Genomic DNA, 21,764 nt, shown 5'->3' with positions numbered 1-21,764 from the left:
GTCCGCGCGGACGGCCTTCTTGGGTCGCACTTATTCGGAGGAAGTAATCAGGCCATGAGTACTCTCGACAAAGAGTCCACGGGCGGGGCGGAAGCCCCCGTCGGCGACCCGCGGCGCTGGAAAGCGCTGGCCATTTTGGCCGCCATTCAGTTCATGCTCGTCATGGACGTCACGATTGTGCTCGTCGCGCTTCCCGAAATCAGGAGCGATCTGACCTTCTCCACCGAGGGCGACCTCGCCTGGGTCATCAACGGCTATGTGCTGATGGCCGGCGGATTCCTGCTCCTGGGCGGCCGATTGGCCGACATGTACGGCCGCCGCAAGATCTTCATGGTCGGCGTCATCTTCTTCGGTGTCGCCTCGGCCACCTGCGGCGCCGCGATGTCCTCCGGCATGCTGGTCTCCAGCCGCTTCGTCCAGGGCCTGGGCGAGGCGCTGTGCGGCCCGGCCGCGCTCGGCATGATCCCCGTGCTGTTCCCCGACGCCAAGGAGCGGATGAAGGCGCTGGGCGTATGGGGCGGCACCGCCGCCCTGGGCGGCGTAATCGGCTCGGTCGTCTCCGGCGCCCTGACCGAATACGTCGACTGGCGCTGGATCTTCTACATCAACATCCCCATCGCCCTCGCCGCGCTGATCCTGGTGCCCAAGGTCATGCCCGAGAGCCGCATGGAGCGCGAGGGCCGCCGTGTCGACGTCGTCGGCGCGCTGTCCATCACCGGCGGCCTGGTCGCCGTCGTGTACGGCCTGATCAAGGCCGCCGACCACTCCTGGGGCTCCTCGACCGTGCTGATCCCGCTGCTCGGCGGCATCGCCGTGCTGCTCCTGGCGGCCGTCTGGGAGACGCGCACCCCCGACCCGATGGTGCCCATCCGCTTCTTCACCAACCGCACCCGCGTCACCTCCAACGTGGTGACCCTGGCGCTGCTGGCCAGCTTCCACTGCTACGCCTTCCTGCTGATCATGTACATGCAGGACGTCCTCGAGTACTCCGCGATCAAGTCGGGCATGGCCGTGGTGCCGCTGGCCTTCGCGATGGGCGCCGGCATGGGCGCCGCCTCCGGCCTGATGCCCCGCATCGGCGTCAAGGCGGTCCTGGCCATCGGCTTCGGCGGCGCGGCCGCGGGCCTGGTCGTCGCCTCCACCCTGGAGTCCGACTCCACCTACCTCAACGGCGTCCTGCCCGGCATGATCGTCTTCGGCCTGTTCAGCGCCATGTGCTACCCGGCCCTGGTCAACGGCGCGCTCTACCAGGTCACCGGCAAGGACTCCGGCCTGGCCTCCGGCGTGCAGACCGCCATGCAGCAGATCGGCGGCGCGCTCGGCCTGGCCACCCTGGTGCCGCTGGCCATCCGCTACACCACCGACCACATCGGCGACGGCGTCATCCCCACCGTCGCACAGTCCGACGGAACCTCGCGGGCCTTCCAGGTCGGCGCCATCCTGGTGGCCGTCGCCGCGGTGCTCGTCGTCGTCCTGATGCAGAAGGTGGACGCGGTGCCGCGCAACGTGCTCGCCGAGGCCGAGGCGGAGCCCGACGCGGAAGCGGCCGACAAGCCCGCCGCCACCGGCGTCTCCTCGTAACACCGCAATGCCGTCACACCGCAATGCCGTAACACCGCAATGCCGTAACACCGTGCTGCCATAACGCCTTTCGGCGGCCGATGGCCGACGGTTTGTTCTGCCCGTACCGCCCCCGGGTCCTGCCCCGGGGGCGGTACGGGCTTTTCAGCCTCACGTGACCCACACCACCCCCACGCGCCCTAGGCGCAGCCTCATCCCGCGTGTCACTATTCCGGTGCATCCACCCTGCCCAAATACCCTGCCGCGGCGGGGGATTGGGCCGGGGCGCCCCGTATCCGCAACCGGTGAGGCGAATACGCCCCCGGACCGGACCGGCAGCCGGATCGGCACGGCGCAGCACCGGACGGGCCTTACCGCTGCGCCCTGCTACGCCTTTTACGTACCCGTCGTACGTCTGCGTTTCCTCATTCCTTCCGAGAAGTCTGGACGATGCGATCTCCATGCGGAAAACACCAGGGGAGCTGAGCGCGTTGACACCACCGGCCCCGGCCCCGGACGCCGCCCCCGCCGCCCGCCGGGCCCGCACGGTCGGGGTCGGCCGCGCCCACGCCAAGACGATCCTGCTGGGCGAGCACGCCGTGGTGTACGGGGCGCCCGCCCTGGCACTGCCGGTGCCGCAGCTGGCGGTCACGGCCAGCGCCGGCTGGTCCGCGCCGGGCCCCGCCGCCGCCGGCGGGGTGTCCCTGACGATGACCGGCTCCCCCTCCCGGCCGGTGGCCACCGAGGCCTCCGACGGGCTGCGGCAGCTGGCCGCGGAGTTCCGTACCGCCATGGACGTGGCCGCGGACGTGCACCTGGAGGTGATCCTGGACTGCGCGATCCCGCCCGGCCGCGGCCTGGGCTCCAGCGCCGCGTGCGCCCGCGCCGTGGTCCTGGCCCTGGCCGACCTCTTTGGCCGCGAGGTCGATGCGCGCACGGTCTTCGACCTGGTGCAGAGCGCCGAGAACGTGGCCCACGGCCGGGCCAGCGGCGTCGATGCCACCGCCGTGGGCGCGCCCGGCCCGCTGCTGTTCCAGCAGGGAGCCGCCCAGGACCTGGAGGTGGGCTGCGAAGGGCTGTTCATCGTGGCCGACAGCGGCGAGGTGGGCCGTACCAAGGACGCGGTGACCCGGCTGCGTGACGGCTTCACCCGCCACCCCGGCAGCCGGCACCACTTCCTGCGCCGCGCCGCCCTGCTGACCGACCGGGCCCGCCACGCCCTGGCCCAGGACACCCCCGACGACCTCGGCCCCTACCTGACGGCCTATCACCACCTGCTGCGCGAGGCCCGGCTGAGCACCGAGCGCATCGACGCGCTGGTCGAGGCGGCGCTGGCCGCGGGCAGCCTCGGCGCCAAGATCACCGGGGGCGGGCTCGGCGGCTGCATGATCGCGCTGGTCCCCTGCGACCAGGCCGGCGCCGTCACCCGCCGCCTCCACGCGGCCGGCGCGCAGCAGACCTGGGTCCTGCCGCTGACGGCCCGCCGCACCGGCGGCCCCCGCGCCACCTCCTGACCCCCCGCACCGCTTCCTGACCCCCGGCATCCACCCCCGGCGTCACCCGGCGGTACCCGGCGGCACCATCCACGTATCCCGGCACCATCCCCGCACCATCCACGTATCCCGGCACCATCCACGTATCCGTGTACGGACAGGCGAGAGGAGCAGGCACATGAACACCGCCAGCACCGTGTACGCCCTTGGCCCCGGCACTGCCCCCGGCACCGGGACCGGCACCGGGACCGGCACCGGTCCCGGCTCCGCTGTGTCCGCCCGCCCTTGCACCGGCCCCCGCCCCTTCGGCGATGATCCGGTTCTGTTTCTGCTGACGCGCGGGGGAGGCGGCCGTGCGGCCGCGGGGCCGACCCGGCGCGCATGGTGAACGGCTACCGTCCGCCCCGCGACAGCGGCTGACGGCCGGCGCAGGAGGGACGCGCGGGGAGCACCCGCGGCGCGGCACACCGCCCGCCGCCGCCCCCGCCGCCCGTCTTCCCCTCCCGCACGCGCCGCCGTACGCCCACACCCTCCCGCCGCCCATCCGGCGTGCCGGGTGTGGTCCGCCGCCCAGGGGTGAGGTCTGCCCGGGCCGGCGGGGCGTGCGCACGCCTGCCGCCGAGCCCGGCTCGGCGCCAGGCCCGGACCCGGCCCCGCAGTCCTGCCACCCCGCTTCAGGGGCGGCGGCCCGCGCGGTGTCCCGTGGTCCTCGCCCCGTTGCGTGACCAGCAGAAACGGTAGACATGACAGCGAGCCCCCGCACGGTGTGCGTGGTAGGTGCCGGACCGCGCGGCCTGTCCGTACTCGAGCGCCTGTGCGCCAACGCCCGCCTGCGGCCGCAGGACGGCCCCCTCCGCATCCATGTGATCGACCCCTGCCCGCCCGGCCCCGGCCGGGTGTGGCGCACCGACCAGTCCCCGCACCTGCTCATGAACACCGTGGCCGGCCAGATCTCGGTGTTCACCGATGCCAGCGTCGACCTTGCGGGGCCGCTGGAGCCGGGGCCCAGCCTGCACGAGTGGGCCCTCGCGCTGGCCGCCGGGCAGCTCGGCGACGCCTACCCGCAGGAGGTGGTGGCCCAGGCCCGCGCGCTGGGCCCCGACACGTATCCCACCCGCGCCTTTTACGGCCACTACCTGCGCTGGGTGTGCCGGCGCGTGGTGCGCGGCGCGCCCGCCCGGGTGCGTGTCACCTTCCACCGCGGCCTGGCCGTCGCGCTGGACGACGAACCCCCCACAGGTACGGGGCCGTCCGGTGGCGGGCGGCAGCGGGTGCGGCTGGCGGACGGCACGGTGCTCGGCGGACTGGACGCGGTCATCCTGTGCCAGGGCCACCTGCCGGCCGGCGCGGACGCGGGGGAGCGGGCCTTCGCCGGCCGCGCCCGCGCCGCGGGGCTGCCCCACCTGGCGCCGGCCAACCCCGCCGATGTGGACCTGCGCGCGCTGGCGCCGGGCATGCGGGTGCTGCTGCGCGGCCTGGGCCTGAACTTCTTCGACTACCTGGCCCGGCTCACCGCCGGCCGCGGCGGCACCTTCACCCGCCGCGGTGGCCGGCTGTACTACCAGGCCTCGGGCCGCGAGCCGCAGCTGTACGCGGGATCGCGGCGCGGCGTTCCCTACCAGGCGCGCGGCGAGAACGAGAAGGGCCCGCACGGCCGCCACGAGCCGCGCCTGCTCACCGCCGGGCGCATCGCCGTGCTGCGCCGCGAACACGCCGTGGGCGGCCTGGACTTCCGGCGCGATGTGTGGCCGCTGATCGCCCGGGAGGCGGAGGCCGTCTACTACGCCACCTTGCTGCGCTCGCGCGGCGAGGCGCTGCCGGCCCGGCAGCTGGAGGCCGCCTGCCTGGCCGCCCCGCCGGGGGAGCGGCACCTGCGGGCGGTGCTGGAGGAGTACGGCATCGGCGAGAAGGACCGCCTGGACTGGGAGCTGCTGGCCCGCCCCTGGCGCGACCGGGAGTTCACCGGCCCGCACGACTTCACCGGCTGGCTCCTGGACCAGCTGCGCCAGGACGTGGCCGAGGCGCGGGCGGGCAACGTCAGCGGGCCCCTCAAGGCGGCCCTGGACGTACTGCGGGACCTGCGCAACGAGATCCGCCTGGCCGTCGACCACGGCGGCCTGGACGGCGACTCCCACCGCACCGACCTGGACGGCTGGTACACGCCGCTCAACGCGCACCTGTCGATCGGCCCGCCGGCCCGCCGGGTGGAGGAGATGACCGCGCTGATCGAGGCCGGGGTGCTGGACGTGATCGGCCCCGGCCTGCGCGTGCAGGTGGAGCACGGCCGCTGCACCGCCGCCTCCCCGCTGGTGCCCGACTCGGCGCGGGAGGTGGACGCGGTCGTCGAGGCCCGGCTGCCCGCGATCACGCTGCGCCGCACCGAGGACCGGCTGCTGCGCCACCTGCTGGCCACCGGCCAGTGCACCGCCCACCGCATCCGCACCCGCGGCGTACAGCCCTTCGACAGCGACGGGCTGGCCGTCACACCGCGCCCCTTCCGCCTGATCGACGCGGCGGGCCGCCCGCACCCGCACCGCTACGCCTTCGGGGTGCCCACCGAAGCGGTGCACTGGGTGACGGCCGCGGGCATCCGCCCCGGCGTCAACTCGGTGACCCTCACCGACGCGGACGCGATCGCCCGCGCGGCCCTGCACCACCCGCCCCACCCCACCCCCGCACCCGCCACACTCCGGCCCACCACCACCCCCGCCACCTCCCGGCCCACCACCACCCCGACCCCCCACCCGGCCCCGGCCCCGTACCCGACCGACCCCGCTCCCGGGACGCCCCTGCCCGACCGAGCAGAAACCTGACCCACACCACGCCACCCACCGCCCGCCACACCCGCCCCCTCCCGGCGTCAACCATGGGTCGGTGGTCGGGGTTTGCTCCTGGGCCCGGGGCTCTCCGGTCCAGGACCACCTGCCCACCTGTCACCGCGCCCGCCCCCCCTGCCGGAGCCAACCATGGGCCGGTGGGCGGTATTTGCTCCCGGGCCCAGGGCTCACCGGTCCAGGACTACCTGCCTGCCCGTCACCGCGCCCGCGCCCTCTCGGCGTCAACCGTGGGTCGGTGGGCGGTGTTTGCTCCCGGGCCCGGGGTTCACCGGTCCAGGCCCACCTGCCCACCTGTCACCGCGCCTGCACCCTCTCGGCGTCAACCATGGGTCGGTGGGCGGTGTTTGCTCCTGGGTCCGGGGTTCACCGGTCCAGGACTACCTGCCTGCCCGTCACCGCGCCTGCACCCTCTCGGCGTCAACCATGGTTCGATGGGCGGTGTTTGCTCCTGGGTCCGGGGCTCTCCGGACCAGGACTACCTGCCTGCCCGTCACCGCACCCGCCTCCCTCCCGGCGCCAACCATGGGTCGGTGGGCGGAAGTTTTCCCGGTACGGGGCTCGCCCTCGAGCCGGGCCTGCCATGCCCGCCCACCCCCGGGCATCAGCCACGCGCCGGGGAGAGGGTGCCCCGGACCGGGGCCCCCTCTTGGCCCGGGCCACCACGCCCCGCGCCTGCCGCCACCTCGCCTGCCGACCGGCCGGGGGCGGGAGCCGAACCGGGACCCGGGGCCGCCCGGACAGGGAGCAGCGCGCGTCGTCCACCCGCCCGCCTGCCGCGCCGTCTCCCCGACGCGGCGGCAACGCCCCAACCGCAGGGGGGCGTTGAGTCGGAGCCGGGTGGGGGAGCCCACCATGTTCGCCGCCCGTCCGCCTGCCCCCGTTGCCCCGTGGGGCGACAGCCGGCCGCCCGGAGCAGGAGGCGAGCTGAGACCGTGCCGTCCGGGCCTGGGGTGGCGCGAGTCCGCTGCCCGTCCGCCTGCCGCGCCACGACTCGGCGGCAACCGCCCAGCCGCAAGCGGGCGCAGCCGCCCCGAGGCCGGGCGGGGGGAGCCCGCCACGGCCTCCGCCGTCCGCCTGACCCGTCCGACCGACCGACCGTCCGACCGACCGACCGTCCGACCGGCCGCCCGACCCGTCACGTCCGTCCGACCGGCCGCCCGACCCGTCACGACCGTCCGACCGGCCGTCCGGCCGTCACGCCCGCCCCCCCCGGGGCCCCGTCGACCCTCCACCCCGGCGGCAACCAGCCCCCCCAGTACGCGGGAGTTGCGCCGAGGCCGGACCCCCGTACAGAACAGGAACAAGGAGCCACCCATGAGCGCTGATCCGCCGAGCACCACCCCGCCGCCTCCGCCCAAAACCGGCGCGGCGGGCCCGGACATGGCGGGCCCGGACATGGCGGGACCGGACACGGCGGGACCGGACATGGCAGGTCCGGATGCCGGGCTGCTTGCGCCCGTGTGGGCCGGGGTGCCGGTGGCGGGGGCGGTGGGGGACGGGGCGTGGCTGCAGGCCATGCTCGATGCCGAGGCGGGGCTGAGCCGGGCCCAGGCGCGCCTTGGCACGGTGCCCGAGGCCGCCGCCCGGGTGATCACCGAGACGGCGCGGGCGGAGCGGCTGGACGTGGTGGCGCTGGCGGCCCGGGCCCGCCAGTCCGCCAACCCGGTGGTGGCCCTGGTCCGGGAGTTCACCGCGCTGGTGGCCGCCCGCGACACGGCCGCGGCCGCCTACGTGCACCGCGGCTCCACCAGCCAGGACATCTTCGACACGGCCGCCATGCTCGTCGCCCGGCGGGCGCTGCGCCTGATCCGCGCCGATCTGGCCCGTACCGAGCAGGCGCTGGCCGCGCTGGCCCATACCCACCGCGACACCCTGATGGCCGGGCGCACCCTGGCCCTGCACGCGGTGCCCACCACCTTCGGCTGCAAGGCGGCGGGCTGGCGCCACCTCGTACTGGATGCCGCCGACCGGCTCGCCGCCCTGGACGCGGCGGCACCCGTCCAGCTCGGCGGGGCCGCCGGCACCCTGGCCGGCTACCTCGCCCACGCCCCGGGCACCGACCCCGCCGCCTATACCCGTGATCTCACCGAGGCCTTCGCCGCCGAAGTGGGGCTGCGCGCACCGCTGTTGCCCTGGCACGTGCTGCGCACCCCGGTGGCCGACCTGGCCCAGGGCGCCGCGTTCACCTGCGCCGCCCTGGGCAAGATCGCCGTGGATGTGCTGTCGCTGACCCGCACCGAGGTCGGCGAGGTGCGCGAGCCGGCGCCCGCCGGGCGCGGCGCGTCCTCGGCGATGCCGCACAAGCAGAACCCCGTACTGGCCACCGCCATCCGCTCCGCCGCGCTGCAGGCCCCGCCGCTGGCGGCGGGCGTGCTGGGCTGCATGCTGAGCGAGGACGAGCGCTCGGCCGGTGCCTGGCACGCCGAGTGGGAGCCGCTGCGCGCCCTGCTGCGGCTGGCCGGGGGAGCGGCCCACCAGGCCGCCGAGCTGGTGGGCCGGCTGCGGGTGGATGCCGCACGGATGCGCGCCAACACCACCCTGACCGGCGGCCTGATCGTCTCCGAGCGGATCGCCGCCGTCCTGGCGCCGCTGCTGGGCAAGGCCGCCGCCCGCGACCTGCTGGATACCGCATCGGCCCAGGCCGCAGCCAGCGGCCGGCCACTGGCCGAGGTACTGGGCCAGGACCCGCGCGCGGCCGCCGCACTGAGCGGCGTCGGCCACCGCGACCTGTTCGACCCGCAGGCCTACACCGGGGCGGCCGCCGCGCTGACCGAGCGCGCCCTGACCCGCCCCGCACCCCCCGCGCCTCCTGCACCTCCCGGGTCCTCCGCCCCGGCAGGAGCGGTCTGACCGGCGAGGGCGGCGGCGAGGGCGGCGGCGAGGGCGGCGGTGGCGGCGAGGGCGACGGCGAGGGTGGCGGCCGCCCCCGGCACCCCGTTGCGGGGGTGGCGGGGGCGGCCGCGGTCGAGACGGCCCCGGGGGGCCGGGCGAAGGCGCTCACGGAGATCGCTCAGCGCTGGCGCTGCAGAGCGATCTCCGTGAGCTCTTCTATGTCGAACTGGGAGCGTCCTGGTGTGCCGTAGCGGGTTATCTTGCCCCGGCTTACCCACTTGCGGATGGTCGCTTCGGACACACCCGTGGCCAGTGCGGCCACATTCGTGGGAACGAGCCGGTGGCGCGGCGGTCGGTTCATGCGGCGTCCTTCCGTTGCCGGTCCATGAGATGCCGGATGGTGAGCAATTCGCGCATTTCCCAGGAATGGCCCGACGAACAGCTGACGCTGCCCCGGACCGCTGTCCGCGCATGACCCGCCGACGCATTGATCGTCCCCGGGCAGTCGTCCACGACACACCCGATGACCGGCGCCTTCTCGTCCTCGGAATCCGGGTCGATGGCCCGCAGCGATTCCACCTGGAGGCTCTCGACTTCATCGGCGAATTCGGCAGCCGGAGGCTGGGTGGCAAGCCACTCCAGATGGAGTATCAAAAAGCAGGCCAGATGCGGGACGGAACGCCCGGGCACGGCCGCCCCCCGCTTCTCCACGACAAACCCGGACCACGATTCCAGAATGGCGAGAATATTGTTCCTGGCATCGAGTGCGGAAATGTTCAGATGATCCCGCCTGCGGCTGCCCGACACCTTTGTCGGGTTCCGCCGCCGGGACGTCGACAGAATGTGGTGCAGTCCTTCCTGGTGGAGGCCGGGAAGGGCACGCAGATTACGTTCCAGCTGCTCGACGCAGCCGGTGCACAGGACGGAGCCGGCGGCGGCAGGGACTTGCTGAGCATGGTTCCTGGGGCATGAGTGAAACTCCATTGAATCTCCTTCATGAGCTGACGCGCCCCGCATCCGGCACGACGAAGACACGCATCTTCCGTACCGGATGCCGCAGTGAATTGCTGAATCGATGGCCCTCGGAAAAGGAAGAAGGGGGCGTGGCCGGAGCCTTTGGATGCAGGCCGCTGAACGGACATCGCATCGTCACGTGGCAGAACGGTCCCGTTCAGGAAATTCCGGCAAAGAATTCAGGCCCCGCCCGATAGGCGTAGGCCCTGATGCGCACAGTGAATACAGCTGCCATGTACGGTCCATCCCCCCGATGCCTCCCCAGGCCCCACCGCCGCCTAGACGCGGCTATGGGTGCCCTCGGAGAGTTCCATGACCGGTCGGGGGGTGTCAACGTGCGTCCCACCGGGAAGGGAGCGGTAATCCAGCGGTTGTAAATTTTTCATTTCGTAATCGATCTGCCCTAAAGGGGAATTTGAGATTCCTCTTTTCTAAAGGAGAACTCCAGGATTCTTCAGGCTTCGCTTTGGACGGATGACACCCTGCTTTACCGCCCCCCGGCCCGCGCCCCTCCCAGCCCCTCCTTCCAGCCCCCTCCTGCGGCACCCCCCCGGCCGGCGGCCCACCCCCGGCCGCCGCACGCGCCCGGCCGCGGCAGCCCCCCCACACCCCGCCGCGCCCCGACCCCTGCCCCCCCTCGGCGGCCCACCCGGCCGCCCCGGTGACACCGCCCCCTGCTCCACCTCAACGCAAGGGAAAAGCTGTGGCTATGGAAATGGCCTGTATCCAGACCGACGGAACCGACCAGGAATTGGCCGCGACTGCGCGCCGCACCCGCGACGATCTGCTGGAGAGAATGGAAGGACACCTGCGCGCCTTCCTCGCCGCCGAACACGAGTTATGGGCCCGCGTGAACGACCGCGCGGTCGGCGCCGTCGAGGCGCTGAGCGAACTGATCGCGGCCGGCGGCAAACGCATCCGCCCCGCCTTCTGCATCGCCGGCTACCTCGCCGCCGACGGCGACCCCGCCGACCCCGCCGTCGTGGCGGCCGCCGCCGCCCTGGAGATGCTGCACGCCTCCGCCCTCATCCACGACGACGTCATCGACGCCTCCAGCCACCGGCGCGGCCTGCCCACCGTGCACGCCCACCACACCGCGCTGCACGCCGCCCGGGCCTGGCAGGGCGAATCCCGCCGCTACGGCGAGGGAGTGGCCCTCCTCGTCGGCGACCTGGCCCTGGTCTACAGCGAACAGTTGATGAGCGCCGCGCCCGCGGCGGTGCACGCGGTGTGGCACAAGCTGCGCTCGGAGCTGATGATCGGCCAGTACATGGACATGACCGCGGCCGCCGAGTTCTCCGTCGACCCGCGCCTGTCCCGCTGGATCGCCCTGGCCAAGTCCGGCCACTACACCATCCACCGGCCGCTGGCCGTCGGCGCGAGCGCGGCCGGCCGCGCCGACCTGGCCCCCGCCTTCGCCAAGTACGGCGAAGCGGTCGGCGAGGCCTTCCAGCTCCGCGACGACCTGCTGGACGCCTTCGGCGACTCCGCGCACACCGGCAAACCCGCCGGCCTGGACTTCCAGCAGCACAAGATGACCCTGCTGCTGGGCTGGGCGATGCAGCGCGACGAACGCATCCACAGCCTGATCACCCGACCCGGCCACACCCCCGACGAGGTGCGCCGGCGCCTGGTGGACACCGGCGTCCCCGACGACGTCGAAAAACACATCGCCGCCCTGGTCGAACAGGGCTGCGACGCCATCGCCGAGGTCCCCATCGACCCGGTCTGGCGCACCGAACTGACCACGATGGCCACGCAGGTCGCCTACCGCACCACCTGATGACCCCACCCGCCCGGAGCCGCCGCCCCGCCTCCCGGGGAAGCGGCCCCGGGCGGCCCCGGGCGGCCCGGGCCGCCCTCCGGCCGGCGGCGGGGGGAGGGGCGGTCAGAGGGCTACGTCGCACTGCTCGGCGTACCGGTCTGCGCGTACCGGCCTGTGCGTACCGGTCTGCGCGTACTGGTCTGTGCGTACCGGTCTGCGCATCCCGGTCTGTGCGTACCGGCACGAGGTACGCGGAAACCTGGCCGCCACCCCGCCCCGCCCCGTCCCGCCTCACCGGCCGCCGCTACTTTCGGTCAACCCCCGCCCCGCCAAGCCCAGTTGCCCCGGACCGCACCCGCCCCCCCCCGGAACCGTGCGGTCCAGTCGCGGGGGAGGGGTGCCCGGAGGGTGCGGCGGAGGGGCCCCAGCGGCTCCCGCGCCAAGTCGCCCTCCCCGTACGCGAATCCACCCCCCTCGGCCGGACACGCCCCCTGAACCCCCGCAAAGCCCCCCGTGCGCCCCGCCGAAAGCCCGCTCCGCCCGGGCCGGGCCGGGTGACCCCTTGCATCTGGTGGCGGACCGGGCACACCCCCGGCGCCCCGCGCCCTCCCTCCCACACCCACACCCACGCCCCCTCCCGCCCACGCCCCGGCACCCGCTCGACGTCCGCCACAGCCCCCGTCGCAGCCCCCTCGAGAACCGCTTGAAGGCCGCCCCCGTCCCGCACCGCGCCCACGCCCCGCCCCGTGCCGCCGGGCGGGGCGGGCGGATGGGGTCCCACCAGGGACATCGCGCCGCGCCGCGCCGGACGGGGGCGGCGCCGGGGGCGGAGGAGGCGGGTGGATCCCAAGGCCGGGGGAGCGGTGGGGGGTTGGGCAAATCCCGCCGTACGGGCGCGCGCACGCCGCATGATGCAACCACGAACGCACCGGAAGGGCGGCCCAGATGAGTCAGGACGCACGCGGCGTCGACGGGAGCGAGGGCCGCAGCCACGCCGTGGTGATCGGTGCCGGCCCCGCCGGGCTCACCGCCGCGCGGGCCCTGGCCAACTCCATGGACCACGTCACCGTCATCGAACGCGACCGCCTGCCGCACGGCGCCGCCCGCCGCCGCGGTGTGCCCCAGGCCCGGCACGCCCACAGCCTCACCACCACCGCCCAGCAGGGCCTGGAAGAACTCTTCCCCGGCATCGGAGCGGACTTCGCACGCGCCGGCGCGGTCCGTATCGGCCTGTCCCAGGACGCCCTGGTGCTGGGCCCGGCCGGCTGGCTGCCCCGCTTCGACGCGGGCCTGTCGATGCTCAGCGCCTCCCGCGACCTGATCGACGCGGTGCTGCGCGCACGGCTGCACGCCGAGCCCAAGGTCACCTTCCTGGCCGGCCACGAGGTCCAGGGCCTGCAGCCCGGCCGCAACGACACCGTCACCGGCGTGTGGACCCGCCGCCGCGAGCGGCCAGGACCCCACGGCCACGGCCCGCGCCGCCTCATACCCGCCGACTTCGTGGTGGACGCCTCCGGACACACCTCCCGCGCCCCCCACTGGCTGGCCGACCTCGGCTACGAGCCGCCCCGCGAGACGGCCGTGCCCGCCCGCACCACGTACGCCTCCACCGTCTTCGCCCCGCCCATCGGCCACGTCGCCGACTGGCAGAGCCTGCTGCTCCTGGCCGCGCCCGGCCACCCCCGCCAGGGCACCCTCAACGTCATCGAGGGCGGCCGCCTCGCGCTCACCCTCACCTTCGCCGACGGCGCCCCGCCGCCCACCGACCACGCCGGCCTGCTGCACGCCGCGGGCCTGCTGCGCCACCCGCTGCTGCGCGACGTCATCGAAAGCGCGACGCCGCTGGGACCCGTCTACACCTGCACCCGCACCGAGAACCGCTGGCGCCACTACGACCAACTGCGCCGCTGGCCCGACCAGTTCCTCGTGGTCGGCGACGCCCTGGCGGTCACCGACCCCGCCCACGGCCAGGGCATGACCCACGCCGTGCAGAGCGCCCTCGTCCTGGACGGCATGCTCAGCGGCCACGGCACCACGGTGGGCCTGGCCTACCGGCTGCGCCGCGCCCTGGCCCACCGCCTGGCCCCCGCCTGGCACACCAGCACCCGCCACCTGCACACCACCGGCCCGGCACCCGTGCCGCCCCCGCCGAGCACCCCCGAAACCCCGCCCCCCCCGCCTCCGCAAGCACGGCAGCCGCCCCCGGCCCCACAGACGCGGCTAGCACCCCCGGCCCCCCGGCCGCGGCGGCCACTCCTGGCGCGGCAAGCGCCGCAGACGCGGCGAGCGCCACCGGTACCGCAAGCACCGCAGGCCCGGAGGCCGCCCCCGGCGCGGGTGCTGTCCCCGCCACCCCAGGCGCGGCAGTTGCCCCCGGCCCCGCAAATACGACGGCCGCCCCCGGCCGCCCCGCAGACGCAGCGGGTCCCCCCGGCCCCGCCCGTGCGCCAGGCTCCGGCGCCGCAGGCGCGGAGGCTGTCCCCGACGCGGCAGCCGCTCCTGGCGCGACAAGCACCGCAGACGCGGCGAGCGCCACCGGTACCGCAAGCACCGCAGGCCCGGAGGCCGCCCCCGGCGCGCTAGCCGCCCCCGCCACCCCAGGCGCGGCAGCTGCCCCCGACCCCGCCAGCACGGCAGCCGCCCCCGGCCGCCCCATAGGCCCCGCAGGCGCAGCAGGTCCCCCCGGCCTCGCCGGCACGCCCAGCCCTGCAGCCGCCCCCGGCCTTGCGGACATGCCCGGCCCCGGCGCCGCAAGCGCCGCAGGTACCGAGGCCGCCCCCAGCCCTGCAGGCACCCCCCGACCCGCCCCCGCCCAGGGCCGCCCCCGCGGCCTGCGCGCCTGGCTCGCCCGGCGGGGCAACGCTCGTATCGCGGCCGAGGCCGTCACCGAGCCACACGCAACCGCCCCCGGCCCTACCGGCACCGCAACCGCCCCCGGACCCGCGGTCGGAGCAGCCGCCCTCGCCTCCGCAGGCGCGGCAGCCGCCCCCGCCCCCGCATACACAGCCGCCGCCCCCGCAGACACCCCCAGCCCTGCAGCCGCCCCCGTCCAGGACTGCCCCCGCGGCCCCCGCGCCTGGCTCGCCCGGCGGGTCACCGCCCGGATCGCGGCCGAGGCCGTCACCGAGCCGCACGCCGCCGCCCGGCTGCTGGCGCGTCTGCAGGCCGCCGGGCCGCTCGCCGTGGTGCCCTGCCCCCGCGCCCGGGACCGCCGCCGCGCCCCCGCCCCGCCGCCGGTGCCGGTGCCGGCGCCGCCCAGCATCACCCACGGCGCGCACGCCCGCCGGCGCCGCGCCCCGGCCCCGGCGGTGCCCGCCATCGGGGTCGCCGCCGGTTCCGCCCGGCTGCATCCGGCAGGCTCCTCGGCGCAGTGGCCGGCCCCGGCCCAGGCCCCGGCCGGCGAGCGCCACCGCCCCTGAACAGCCGGCCGGGCCCCCGGCCCGCGCGGACCACAGAGACGCCGGAGACGCCAGAGACGCCAGAGACGCCGGAGACGCCAGAGACGCCAGAGACGCCAGAGACGCCAGAGACGCCAGAGATCACAGAGACGTCAGAGACGCCGAAGATGCCAGGGACCCAGCCCCCCCCAGGAACCCAGACCCGCCCAGGAACCCAGACCCGCCCCGCGGCACTCCGCCGACGCCCCCGCCGGCGCCCCGCCCCCGCGCCCGCAAGGGGGGGTGCCGGGCGCACGCGCCAAATGCCCCCGACATAGGCTTCGGGTATGACAAGAGCGCAGCAACTAGCCGCTGTTGAGGTCTACTTGGGCGGCCCGGGGCGGCGGCTCCGTCCCAACTCACCAGCACAAACCGCCCAGTTGGGCGGGGTCATGACATCTGCGCGGCGGGGCGACTCGAAACTCGCTCGAGAAACGGTGGAGTTGGGGCCGGGTTCCGGCTTGAGCACGGTTGTCCGGCCGCTCACCGTGTCGATAGCGTTCGACCCGCTTCACGGCACGGGCCCGTTTGCGCCGCTGCAGGCCGCCCCCGCCACCGAGCCTTCACCGGCCGGCCCGGGTGTGCCTGTGACGACTCAGCGGCGAGGGGAGGGCGCACGGGCATGAGCATCACCGACAAGGCGCCGCAGCGGACCACGGCACCGCAGGGCGAACGCATCGCCGACTGGGCGGACGGCCGGCTCGGGATCTACCAGTGGCGCACCCTGATGCGCAAGGTCTTTCCCGAGCACTGGTCCTTCATGTTCGGCGAGATCGCGCTCTACAGCTTCATCATCCTGATCCTCACCGGCCTGTACCTCACCATGTTCTTCAACCCGAGCATGGCCCACACCGTCTACGAGGGACCGCACGTCCCGCTGCAGGGTGTGCAGATGTCGGAGGCCTACGCCTCCACCCTGCGCATCAGCTTCGAGGTGCGCGGCGGCCTGTTCATCCGCCAGCTGCACCACTGGGCCGCACTGACCATGATCGCCGCGACCATGGCGCACACCCTGCGGCACTTCTTGACCGGATCCTTCCGCAAGCCCCGCGAGCTGAACTGGCTCATCGGCGTGGTCCTGCTGATCCTGGTCACCCTGGAGGGCTTCCTGGGCTACTCGCTGCCCGACGACCTCCTCTCGGGCACCGGCCTGCGCATCGCCGAGGGCGTCACCCTGGCCATCCCGCTGGTCGGCACCTACCTGACGATGTTCCTGTTCGGCGGCGAATTCCCCGCCACCGACGTCATCCCGCGCTTCTACAGCTTCCACATCCTGCTGCTGCCCGGCATCATCCTGGCCCTGGTCACCGTCCACCTGATCCTGGTCATCTACCAAAAGCACACCCAGTTCCGCGGCCCGGGCCGCTCCCAGCAGAACGTGGTCGGCCAGCCCCTGATGCCGCACTACGCGGCCAAGGCCGGCGGCTTCTTCTTCCTGGTCTCCGGCGTGCTGGCGCTGATGGCGGGCATCGCCCAGATCAACGCCGTGTGGGTGTACGGGCCCTACCGGCCCGACCAGATCTCCCAGGGATCCCAGCCCGACTGGTACATGGGCTTCCTGGAAGGCGCCCTGCGCGCCTTCCCCGCCTGGGAGTTCGCCGTCGCCGGCTACACCGTCAACATGGGCGTGCTGGTGCCGGCCGTGGTGCTGCCCACCCTGCTGATCGCCATCGCCTGCCTGTGGCCCTTCATCGAGGCCTGGATCACCGGGGACAAGCGCGAGCACCACCTGCTGGACCGCCCGCGCGAGCAGCCCGTGCGCACCGCCTTCGTCTGCTCGCTGGCCGCCTTCTACCTGGTGCTGTTCTTCGGCGGCGCCAACGACATCCTGGCCGAGCGCTTCCACCTGTCCATGAACGCCATCACCTGGGCGGTGCGCATCGGGGTGTTCGTCATCCCGGCCCTGACCTACGTCATCACCAAGCGGATCTGCATCGGCCTGCAGCTGCGCGACCGCGACAAGCTGCTGCACGGCCGCGAGACCGGCCGCATCAAGCGCCTGCCGCACGGCGAGTTCGTCGAGGTCCACGAGCGCCTGGGCCGCGGGCAGGAGTACACCCTGCTCTCCCGCGAGGTGCACCCCGCACTGCCCGCCCCGGTGCGCGAGGACCGCGACGGCGTGCCCAACCCCAAGTCCCGCGCCGAGCTGCTGCGCCACAAGCTCAGCCGCTGGCTGAGCGACGGGCAGATCGCCAACCCCACCCCCCAGGAGATGCAGCAGGCCCTGGAACACCTCGACCACGGCCCCGGGGGCCATGCCGACGGCCACCCCGGCGGGCAGGTGGGCGGGCAGAGCAACGGCCAAACCGGCGCCCTGGAGGGCCGCGGACCGGACCAGCCCGTGCACTGACCCCCAACGGCCCGGCCCGCCGGCCGGGCCCAGTCAGCAGCGGCGCGGGTGACCAGGGGACGGGTCACCCGCGCCGCCCCGTTGCGCCCTTCCGCCGGCGCCGCGCGCCAACGGCCCCACCAGCGGCGCGAGTTGCCCCGGCCGGGCGGGCGCCGCCCTCCGTTTCACGTGACCCACGTCACTTTGAACGGCTCTTGGTGTAAGGGCCCGCCCGTGTCACTATTTCTGCACGCCTCCCCTGCCCAAAAGCCGTGCCCCCTCCCTGCGGAGCGTGGAGCCCTTGGCCGCAGGGGAGTTGCGCCGCAGGGCCCGGGAACCTCCGCGTACCCCCGCGTACCTGACGGGCCCTCACCCCCCAAGCCCCCCTCGCACCACCGGCCGGTGCCGCCGCCGCGGCACGCCCCGGCCCGCGGCCCGGCGCCGCCTTCCCGCGCGCCCGCCCCGGCCCGGCGCGCCCCGCCCCCCGCGCACGCCGTGCACCGCCCGCACCACGCCCGGGGCCCGGGCGCAGCCGTCCCCGGGCCCCGGTGCGCCGCTTCGCACTCCGCCGCCGCTTGCACCGGCGCCGTAATCCATCTCTGGAGGAATGATGTCGGGAACCGCCGATCTGGCCGGTGTCTACGCTGCCGTCGAGGAATCCGCCGGGCTGCTGGACGTGGCCTGCGACCGCGACAAGGTGTGGCCCATCCTGGCCGCCTACGAGGACGTCCTGCCGGGCGCCGTGATCGCTTTCCGGGTGGCCACCAACGCGCGCCACGAGGGCGAGTTCGACTGCCGCTTCACCGTCCCGGGCCACCTGGACCCCTACGCCGTGGCCGTGGAGCAGAACCTCACCGTGCCCGGCGGCCATCCCATCGACTCGCTCCTGGCCGAGGTGCAGGAGCACTGCGCGGTGGACAGCTACGGCGTCGACTTCGGCGTGCAGGGCGGTTTCAAGAAGATCTGGGTGTACTTCCCCGGCGGCCGCCACCAGACGCTCTCGCACCTGGCCAAGATCGCCTCCATGCCGCCGGGCCTGGCCGCCACCGAGGACTTCTTCGCCCGCTACGGCCTGGCCGACCAGGTGGACCTGATCGGCATCGACTACGCCAGCCGCACCATGAACGTGTACTTCGCGGCCTCCTCCGAGGTGGTGGCCCCCGAGACGGTCCTGGCGATGCACCGCGAGATCGGCCTGCCCGACCCCAGCGAGCAGATGCTCGACTTCTGCCAGAAGGCCTTCGGCATCTACACCACCTTGAACTGGGACTCACAGAACGTGGAGCGGATCGCCTACAGCGTCAAGACCGAGAACCCGCTGGAGCTCTCCGCCCGCCTGGGCGCCAAGGTCGAGCAGTTCCTCAAGAGCGTCCCCTACGGGGCCGACACCCCCAAGATGGTCTACGCCGCCGTCACCGCCGGCGGCGAGGAGTACTACAAGCTCCAGTCGTACTACCAGTGGCGCACCGACAGCCGGCTGAACCTTTCCTACGTCGGCGGGCGCTCGGCCTGACCCGCCCCCGCCCCGCACCCGCCCGCCCCCGCTCGCCCGCCGGGGCTCTCCCCGGCCTCTGCACCCCTATCGAAAGGGAACAGCCGCAAATGTCTACTGAAGCCACCCTCGCCCGGTTCCGCGAGTACATGGTCGGCCCCTCGCGGTTCATGAGCCTGCTGTCCGTCTTCGAGCTCGGCCTGGTCGACCAGCTGCGCGCCACGCCCGGCGCGGATGCGGCCCGGCTCGGCGAGGCGGTGGGCGCCAAGCCCGACGCCGTGGAGCAGCTGTTGTTCCTGATGGTCAAGGAGGGCTTCGTCGCCCAGGACGAGGACGGCGGCTACCGCCTGGACGCGCTGGCCGAGGTCGCCGAGCACGACCTCAAGCGCGCCCTCACCTACATGAACATGATCAAGGTGGTGGCGCTGCGGCAGCTCTTCTACCTCACCGACAGCGTGCGCACCGGCACGATCGTGGGCCTCAAGGAGCTCTACGGCGCCGGCGAGGGCACCCTGTACGACGCGGTGGCCGACCACAGCGACCTCAACGACGCCTGGCTGACGCTGATGAACAACGTCACCGCCAACATCGACCCCTGGTTCTTCGCCAACATCGACGTGCCCGCCGGCGCGAAGGTCCTGGACGTGGCCGGCAACACCGGCCTGGGCGCCATCCACACCTATGAGCACAAGGCCTCCCCGGGGCTGACGGTGACCACCTTCGACCTGCCGGAGAAGGAGAGCACCTGCCTGGAGAACTTCAAGAAGCACGGGGTGGCCGAGCACTGCTCCTTCATCGGCGGCAACGTCTTCGACGAGATCCCCCAGGGCTTCGACACCGTGCTGATCAAGCACTTCCTGGACATGTTCGACAAGGACGACGTGTTCACCATCCTCAAGGGCGTGCACCGCTCCCTGGAGGTGGGCGGGCAGGTCCACATCATGGTGCCGGTCTATCCCGAGGACATCCGCGACACCGACAACTACAACGTCGACTTCTTCCCGGCCTTCTTCATCGGCTGCACCATGGGCCAGGGCGGCCCGCAGAAGATCTCCACGTACCAGAGCTGGCTGGAGGAGTGCGGGTTCAAGGTCACCAAGGCCATCACCAAGGACCCCGCCGAGGTGCCCCGCGACGTCATTCCCGTCCAGGCCATCCTGTGCGCCACCAAGGTCGCCTGACACCCCCTCACCCCCCGGGCGCGGGTGCCGCCCCCGTGCGGCGCCCCGCCCCGGCCCCCGCTGCGAACACGCGCCAACCGGCCCATGGAGGAGTCATGCCCCAAGCCACGGGGATCAACGAGGTGTGCTCGGCCATCGAGGAGGCGGCCCGCCTGGCGGGCGTGCCCGCCCGCCCCGACAGCGTGCGGCCCATCGTCAGCGCCTTCGCCGAGGGCCTGCACGAGGCCGGGGTCGTCTACAGCCTCTCCACCCGCCAGGACACCCCGGCGGAGCTCGACTTCACCCTCACGGTGCCCACCCGCAGCGGCGACCCCTACGCCACCGCGCTCGCGCACGGCTTCCTCACCGCCACCGGCCACCCCCTCGACACGCTCCTGGCGGACATCCAGAGCCGGTGCACCATCAGCGAGTACCTCATCGACGGCGGCGTCGCCGGCGGCTTCAACAAGATCTACGCGCACTTCCCGCAGGACGTCCAGGACGTGGCCGGGCTCGCCGAACTGCCCTCCATGCCGCCCGCCCTGGCCCAGAGCCTGGGGCTGCTGGCCCGGCACGGCCTGAGCGACGTCGCGATGATCGGCATCGACTACCCGCGCCGCACCGTCAACCTGTACTTCACCCAGCTCTCCGAGCAGTGCCGGGCGCCCGCAACCATCCTGGCCCTGCACCGCGAACTGGGCCTGCCCGCCCCCGGCGAGGCGATGCTGGCCTTCGCCGCCCGCTCCTTCCGCATCTACACCACCCTCAGCTGGGACTCCGCCGGCATCGAGCGGATCTGCTACGCCCCGCCGCCCGCCCGCGGCTGGGAGCCGGCCGCGCTGCCGGCGCCCGTCCCCGAGCGGGTCGCGCACTTCGTGGACCACGCCCCGCGCGCCTACCCCGGCGAGCCCATCGTCATTGCGGCCGTGAAGTGGGCGCCCGAGGGGGAGTACCTCAACCTCGGCCCCTACTTCCAGCTCTCCCCGCTGATGCGCCAGGTGATCAGCGCGGTCCACAACGGAAAGCTCTGAACACAGAACCACTTGTGAAATGCCTGAGCCCGGCTTGCGCCCAGCTCAGGCATTTCTTCGCACCACCCGGCCCGAGACTGCCTGAAGGGCCATTCTGCATTGTTTCCACCGGTGCGGGCACCCCCATGCCCACATTAAAGTTGAATATTACACAACGTCATGAGTGTACGGTCAAAACGGTGTTGATTTGCTCTGTGGAATCGGGCAAGATCGCACCGCGGAACGGGGGACGGACGCGCCCCGATGCGCCCTCCCCCCACCATTCGCCAAACGCACTCGCTCATCACGAAGGGGACACCCATGTCCGAATCCGTCCCGGGCCTGCCATTCACCGACGCGGCCGAACTGCGCCGCGCCAACCGGGCCACCGTCGAGCAGTACATGCACACCCGCGGCCAGGACCGGCTGCGCCGCCACGAGCTGTTCACCGAGGACGGCCGCGGCGGACTGTGGACCACCGACACCGGCTCCCCGGTCGAGACGGTCGGCCGCGACCGGCTCGCCGAGCACGCCGTATGGTCCCTCGGCTGCTTCCCCGACTGGGAGTGGTACAACATCCAGATATTCGAGACACAGGACCCCAACCACATCTGGGTGGAATGCGACGGACGCGGCAAGATCCGCTTCGGCGATTACCCCGAGGGATACTACGAGAACCACTTCCTGCACTCCTTCGAACTGGACAACGGGAAGATCAAGCGCAATCGCGAGTTCATGAATCCCTTCCAGCAGCTGCGGGCGCTCGGTATTCCAGTACCGGAAATCAAGCGCACCGGAATTCCCACCTGAGTTATCACTTCACCGCTGGATCGGA

14 protein-coding genes are annotated in these 21,764 nt (G+C 73.5%); 12 read left to right on the top strand and 2 right to left on the bottom strand.

Features of this window, described 5'->3' with window-relative positions:
• Positions 1-54: 54 nt before the first annotated feature.
• From NOO62_RS00625 to NOO62_RS00610, 4 genes are all read left to right on the top strand, one after another.
• Positions 55-1,581 carry an MFS transporter gene (locus tag NOO62_RS00625; RefSeq protein ID WP_268768906.1) on the top strand — a complete coding sequence of 509 codons (1,527 nt, stop codon included), beginning with the start codon at positions 55-57 and terminating at the stop codon, positions 1,579-1,581.
• Between the two features lie 440 nt (positions 1,582-2,021).
• Positions 2,022-3,074: a mevalonate kinase gene (gene mvk, locus NOO62_RS00620; RefSeq protein ID WP_268768905.1), complete on the top strand. Its 1,053-nt coding sequence runs from the start codon at positions 2,022-2,024 to the stop codon at positions 3,072-3,074.
• Positions 3,075-3,796: 722 nt separating this feature from the next.
• A complete protein-coding gene (locus NOO62_RS00615) occupies positions 3,797-5,866 on the top strand; it encodes an FAD/NAD(P)-binding protein (protein WP_268768904.1) in 2,070 nt (689 codons plus the stop codon).
• Positions 5,867-7,270: 1,404 nt separating this feature from the next.
• Positions 7,271-8,740 carry a lyase family protein gene (locus NOO62_RS00610; protein WP_414930963.1) on the top strand — a complete coding sequence of 490 codons (1,470 nt, stop codon included), beginning with the start codon at positions 7,271-7,273 and terminating at the stop codon, positions 8,738-8,740.
• A gap of 160 nt (positions 8,741-8,900) precedes the next feature.
• Here the strand turns inward: NOO62_RS00610 and NOO62_RS00605 are convergent, their stop codons facing one another.
• Positions 8,901-9,083, bottom strand: coding sequence for a hypothetical protein (locus tag NOO62_RS00605; RefSeq protein WP_150163957.1), 183 nt, complete (start codon positions 9,081-9,083; stop codon positions 8,901-8,903).
• Positions 9,080-9,706 carry a hypothetical protein gene (locus NOO62_RS00600; protein WP_268768903.1) on the bottom strand — a complete coding sequence of 209 codons (627 nt, stop codon included), beginning with the start codon at positions 9,704-9,706 and terminating at the stop codon, positions 9,080-9,082. Before NOO62_RS00600 ends, NOO62_RS00605 begins: the two co-directional genes overlap by 4 nt.
• A 739-nt stretch (positions 9,707-10,445) precedes the next feature.
• On the opposite strand from NOO62_RS00600, the gene NOO62_RS00595 reads away from it, so the two are divergent.
• The 8 genes from NOO62_RS00595 to NOO62_RS00560 all read left to right on the top strand — a co-directional run bounded on the left by NOO62_RS00595 (position 10,446) and on the right by NOO62_RS00560 (position 21,739).
• Positions 10,446-11,519, top strand: a complete 1,074-nt coding sequence (locus NOO62_RS00595; protein ID WP_268768902.1) for a polyprenyl synthetase family protein — start codon at positions 10,446-10,448, stop codon at positions 11,517-11,519.
• Between the two features lie 927 nt (positions 11,520-12,446).
• The gene (locus NOO62_RS00590; RefSeq protein ID WP_268768901.1) at positions 12,447-14,084 is read left to right on the top strand and encodes an FAD-dependent oxidoreductase; all 1,638 of its coding nucleotides are present in this window, start codon (positions 12,447-12,449) and stop codon (positions 14,082-14,084) included.
• 149 nt (positions 14,085-14,233) lie between these two features.
• A complete protein-coding gene (locus NOO62_RS00585; protein ID WP_268768900.1) occupies positions 14,234-14,920 on the top strand; it encodes a hypothetical protein in 687 nt (228 codons plus the stop codon).
• Positions 14,921-15,560: 640 nt separating this feature from the next.
• Positions 15,561-17,288 carry a cytochrome b gene (locus tag NOO62_RS00580; RefSeq protein WP_268768899.1) on the top strand — a complete coding sequence of 576 codons (1,728 nt, stop codon included), beginning with the start codon at positions 15,561-15,563 and terminating at the stop codon, positions 17,286-17,288.
• Between the two features lie 589 nt (positions 17,289-17,877).
• Positions 17,878-18,780 carry an aromatic prenyltransferase gene (locus NOO62_RS00575; protein ID WP_268768898.1) on the top strand — a complete coding sequence of 301 codons (903 nt, stop codon included), beginning with the start codon at positions 17,878-17,880 and terminating at the stop codon, positions 18,778-18,780.
• A gap of 89 nt (positions 18,781-18,869) precedes the next feature.
• Positions 18,870-19,940, top strand: coding sequence for a methyltransferase (locus tag NOO62_RS00570; protein WP_268768897.1), 1,071 nt, complete (start codon positions 18,870-18,872; stop codon positions 19,938-19,940).
• Between the two features lie 95 nt (positions 19,941-20,035).
• Positions 20,036-20,950, top strand: coding sequence for an aromatic prenyltransferase (locus NOO62_RS00565; protein ID WP_268768896.1), 915 nt, complete (start codon positions 20,036-20,038; stop codon positions 20,948-20,950).
• 300 nt (positions 20,951-21,250) lie between these two features.
• Entirely contained in the window at positions 21,251-21,739 is a 489-nt protein-coding gene (locus NOO62_RS00560; protein WP_268768895.1) for a PhzA/PhzB family protein, read from the top strand.
• Positions 21,740-21,764: the final 25 nt, after the last annotated feature.

The organism is Streptomyces sp. Je 1-369 (assembly GCF_026810505.1).
Taxonomy (GTDB): Bacteria; Actinomycetota; Actinomycetes; order Streptomycetales; family Streptomycetaceae; genus Streptomyces.
The sequence above is the reverse complement of the archived record's forward strand: the minus strand, read 5'-3'. Positions and strand labels throughout refer to the sequence as shown.

What these genes read in the sequence shown, in the direction of transcription:
- NOO62_RS00625 (WP_268768906.1), top strand. Translation starts at nt 55, where the DNA reads ATGAGTACTCTCGACAAAGAGTCCACGGGCGGGGCGGAAGCCCCCGTC.
- mvk (WP_268768905.1), top strand. Translation starts at nt 2,022, where the DNA reads ATGCGGAAAACACCAGGGGAGCTGAGCGCGTTGACACCACCGGCCCCG.
- NOO62_RS00615 (WP_268768904.1), top strand. Translation starts at nt 3,797, where the DNA reads ATGACAGCGAGCCCCCGCACGGTGTGCGTGGTAGGTGCCGGACCGCGC.
- NOO62_RS00610 (WP_414930963.1), top strand. Translation starts at nt 7,271, where the DNA reads ATGGCGGGCCCGGACATGGCGGGACCGGACACGGCGGGACCGGACATG.
- NOO62_RS00605 (WP_150163957.1), bottom strand. Translation starts at nt 9,083, where the DNA reads ATGAACCGACCGCCGCGCCACCGGCTCGTTCCCACGAATGTGGCCGCA.
- NOO62_RS00600 (WP_268768903.1), bottom strand. Translation starts at nt 9,706, where the DNA reads ATGGAGTTTCACTCATGCCCCAGGAACCATGCTCAGCAAGTCCCTGCC.
- NOO62_RS00595 (WP_268768902.1), top strand. Translation starts at nt 10,446, where the DNA reads ATGGAAATGGCCTGTATCCAGACCGACGGAACCGACCAGGAATTGGCC.
- NOO62_RS00590 (WP_268768901.1), top strand. Translation starts at nt 12,447, where the DNA reads ATGAGTCAGGACGCACGCGGCGTCGACGGGAGCGAGGGCCGCAGCCAC.
- NOO62_RS00585 (WP_268768900.1), top strand. Translation starts at nt 14,234, where the DNA reads ATGCCCGGCCCCGGCGCCGCAAGCGCCGCAGGTACCGAGGCCGCCCCC.
- NOO62_RS00580 (WP_268768899.1), top strand. Translation starts at nt 15,561, where the DNA reads ATGAGCATCACCGACAAGGCGCCGCAGCGGACCACGGCACCGCAGGGC.
- NOO62_RS00575 (WP_268768898.1), top strand. Translation starts at nt 17,878, where the DNA reads ATGTCGGGAACCGCCGATCTGGCCGGTGTCTACGCTGCCGTCGAGGAA.
- NOO62_RS00570 (WP_268768897.1), top strand. Translation starts at nt 18,870, where the DNA reads ATGTCTACTGAAGCCACCCTCGCCCGGTTCCGCGAGTACATGGTCGGC.
- NOO62_RS00565 (WP_268768896.1), top strand. Translation starts at nt 20,036, where the DNA reads ATGCCCCAAGCCACGGGGATCAACGAGGTGTGCTCGGCCATCGAGGAG.
- NOO62_RS00560 (WP_268768895.1), top strand. Translation starts at nt 21,251, where the DNA reads ATGTCCGAATCCGTCCCGGGCCTGCCATTCACCGACGCGGCCGAACTG.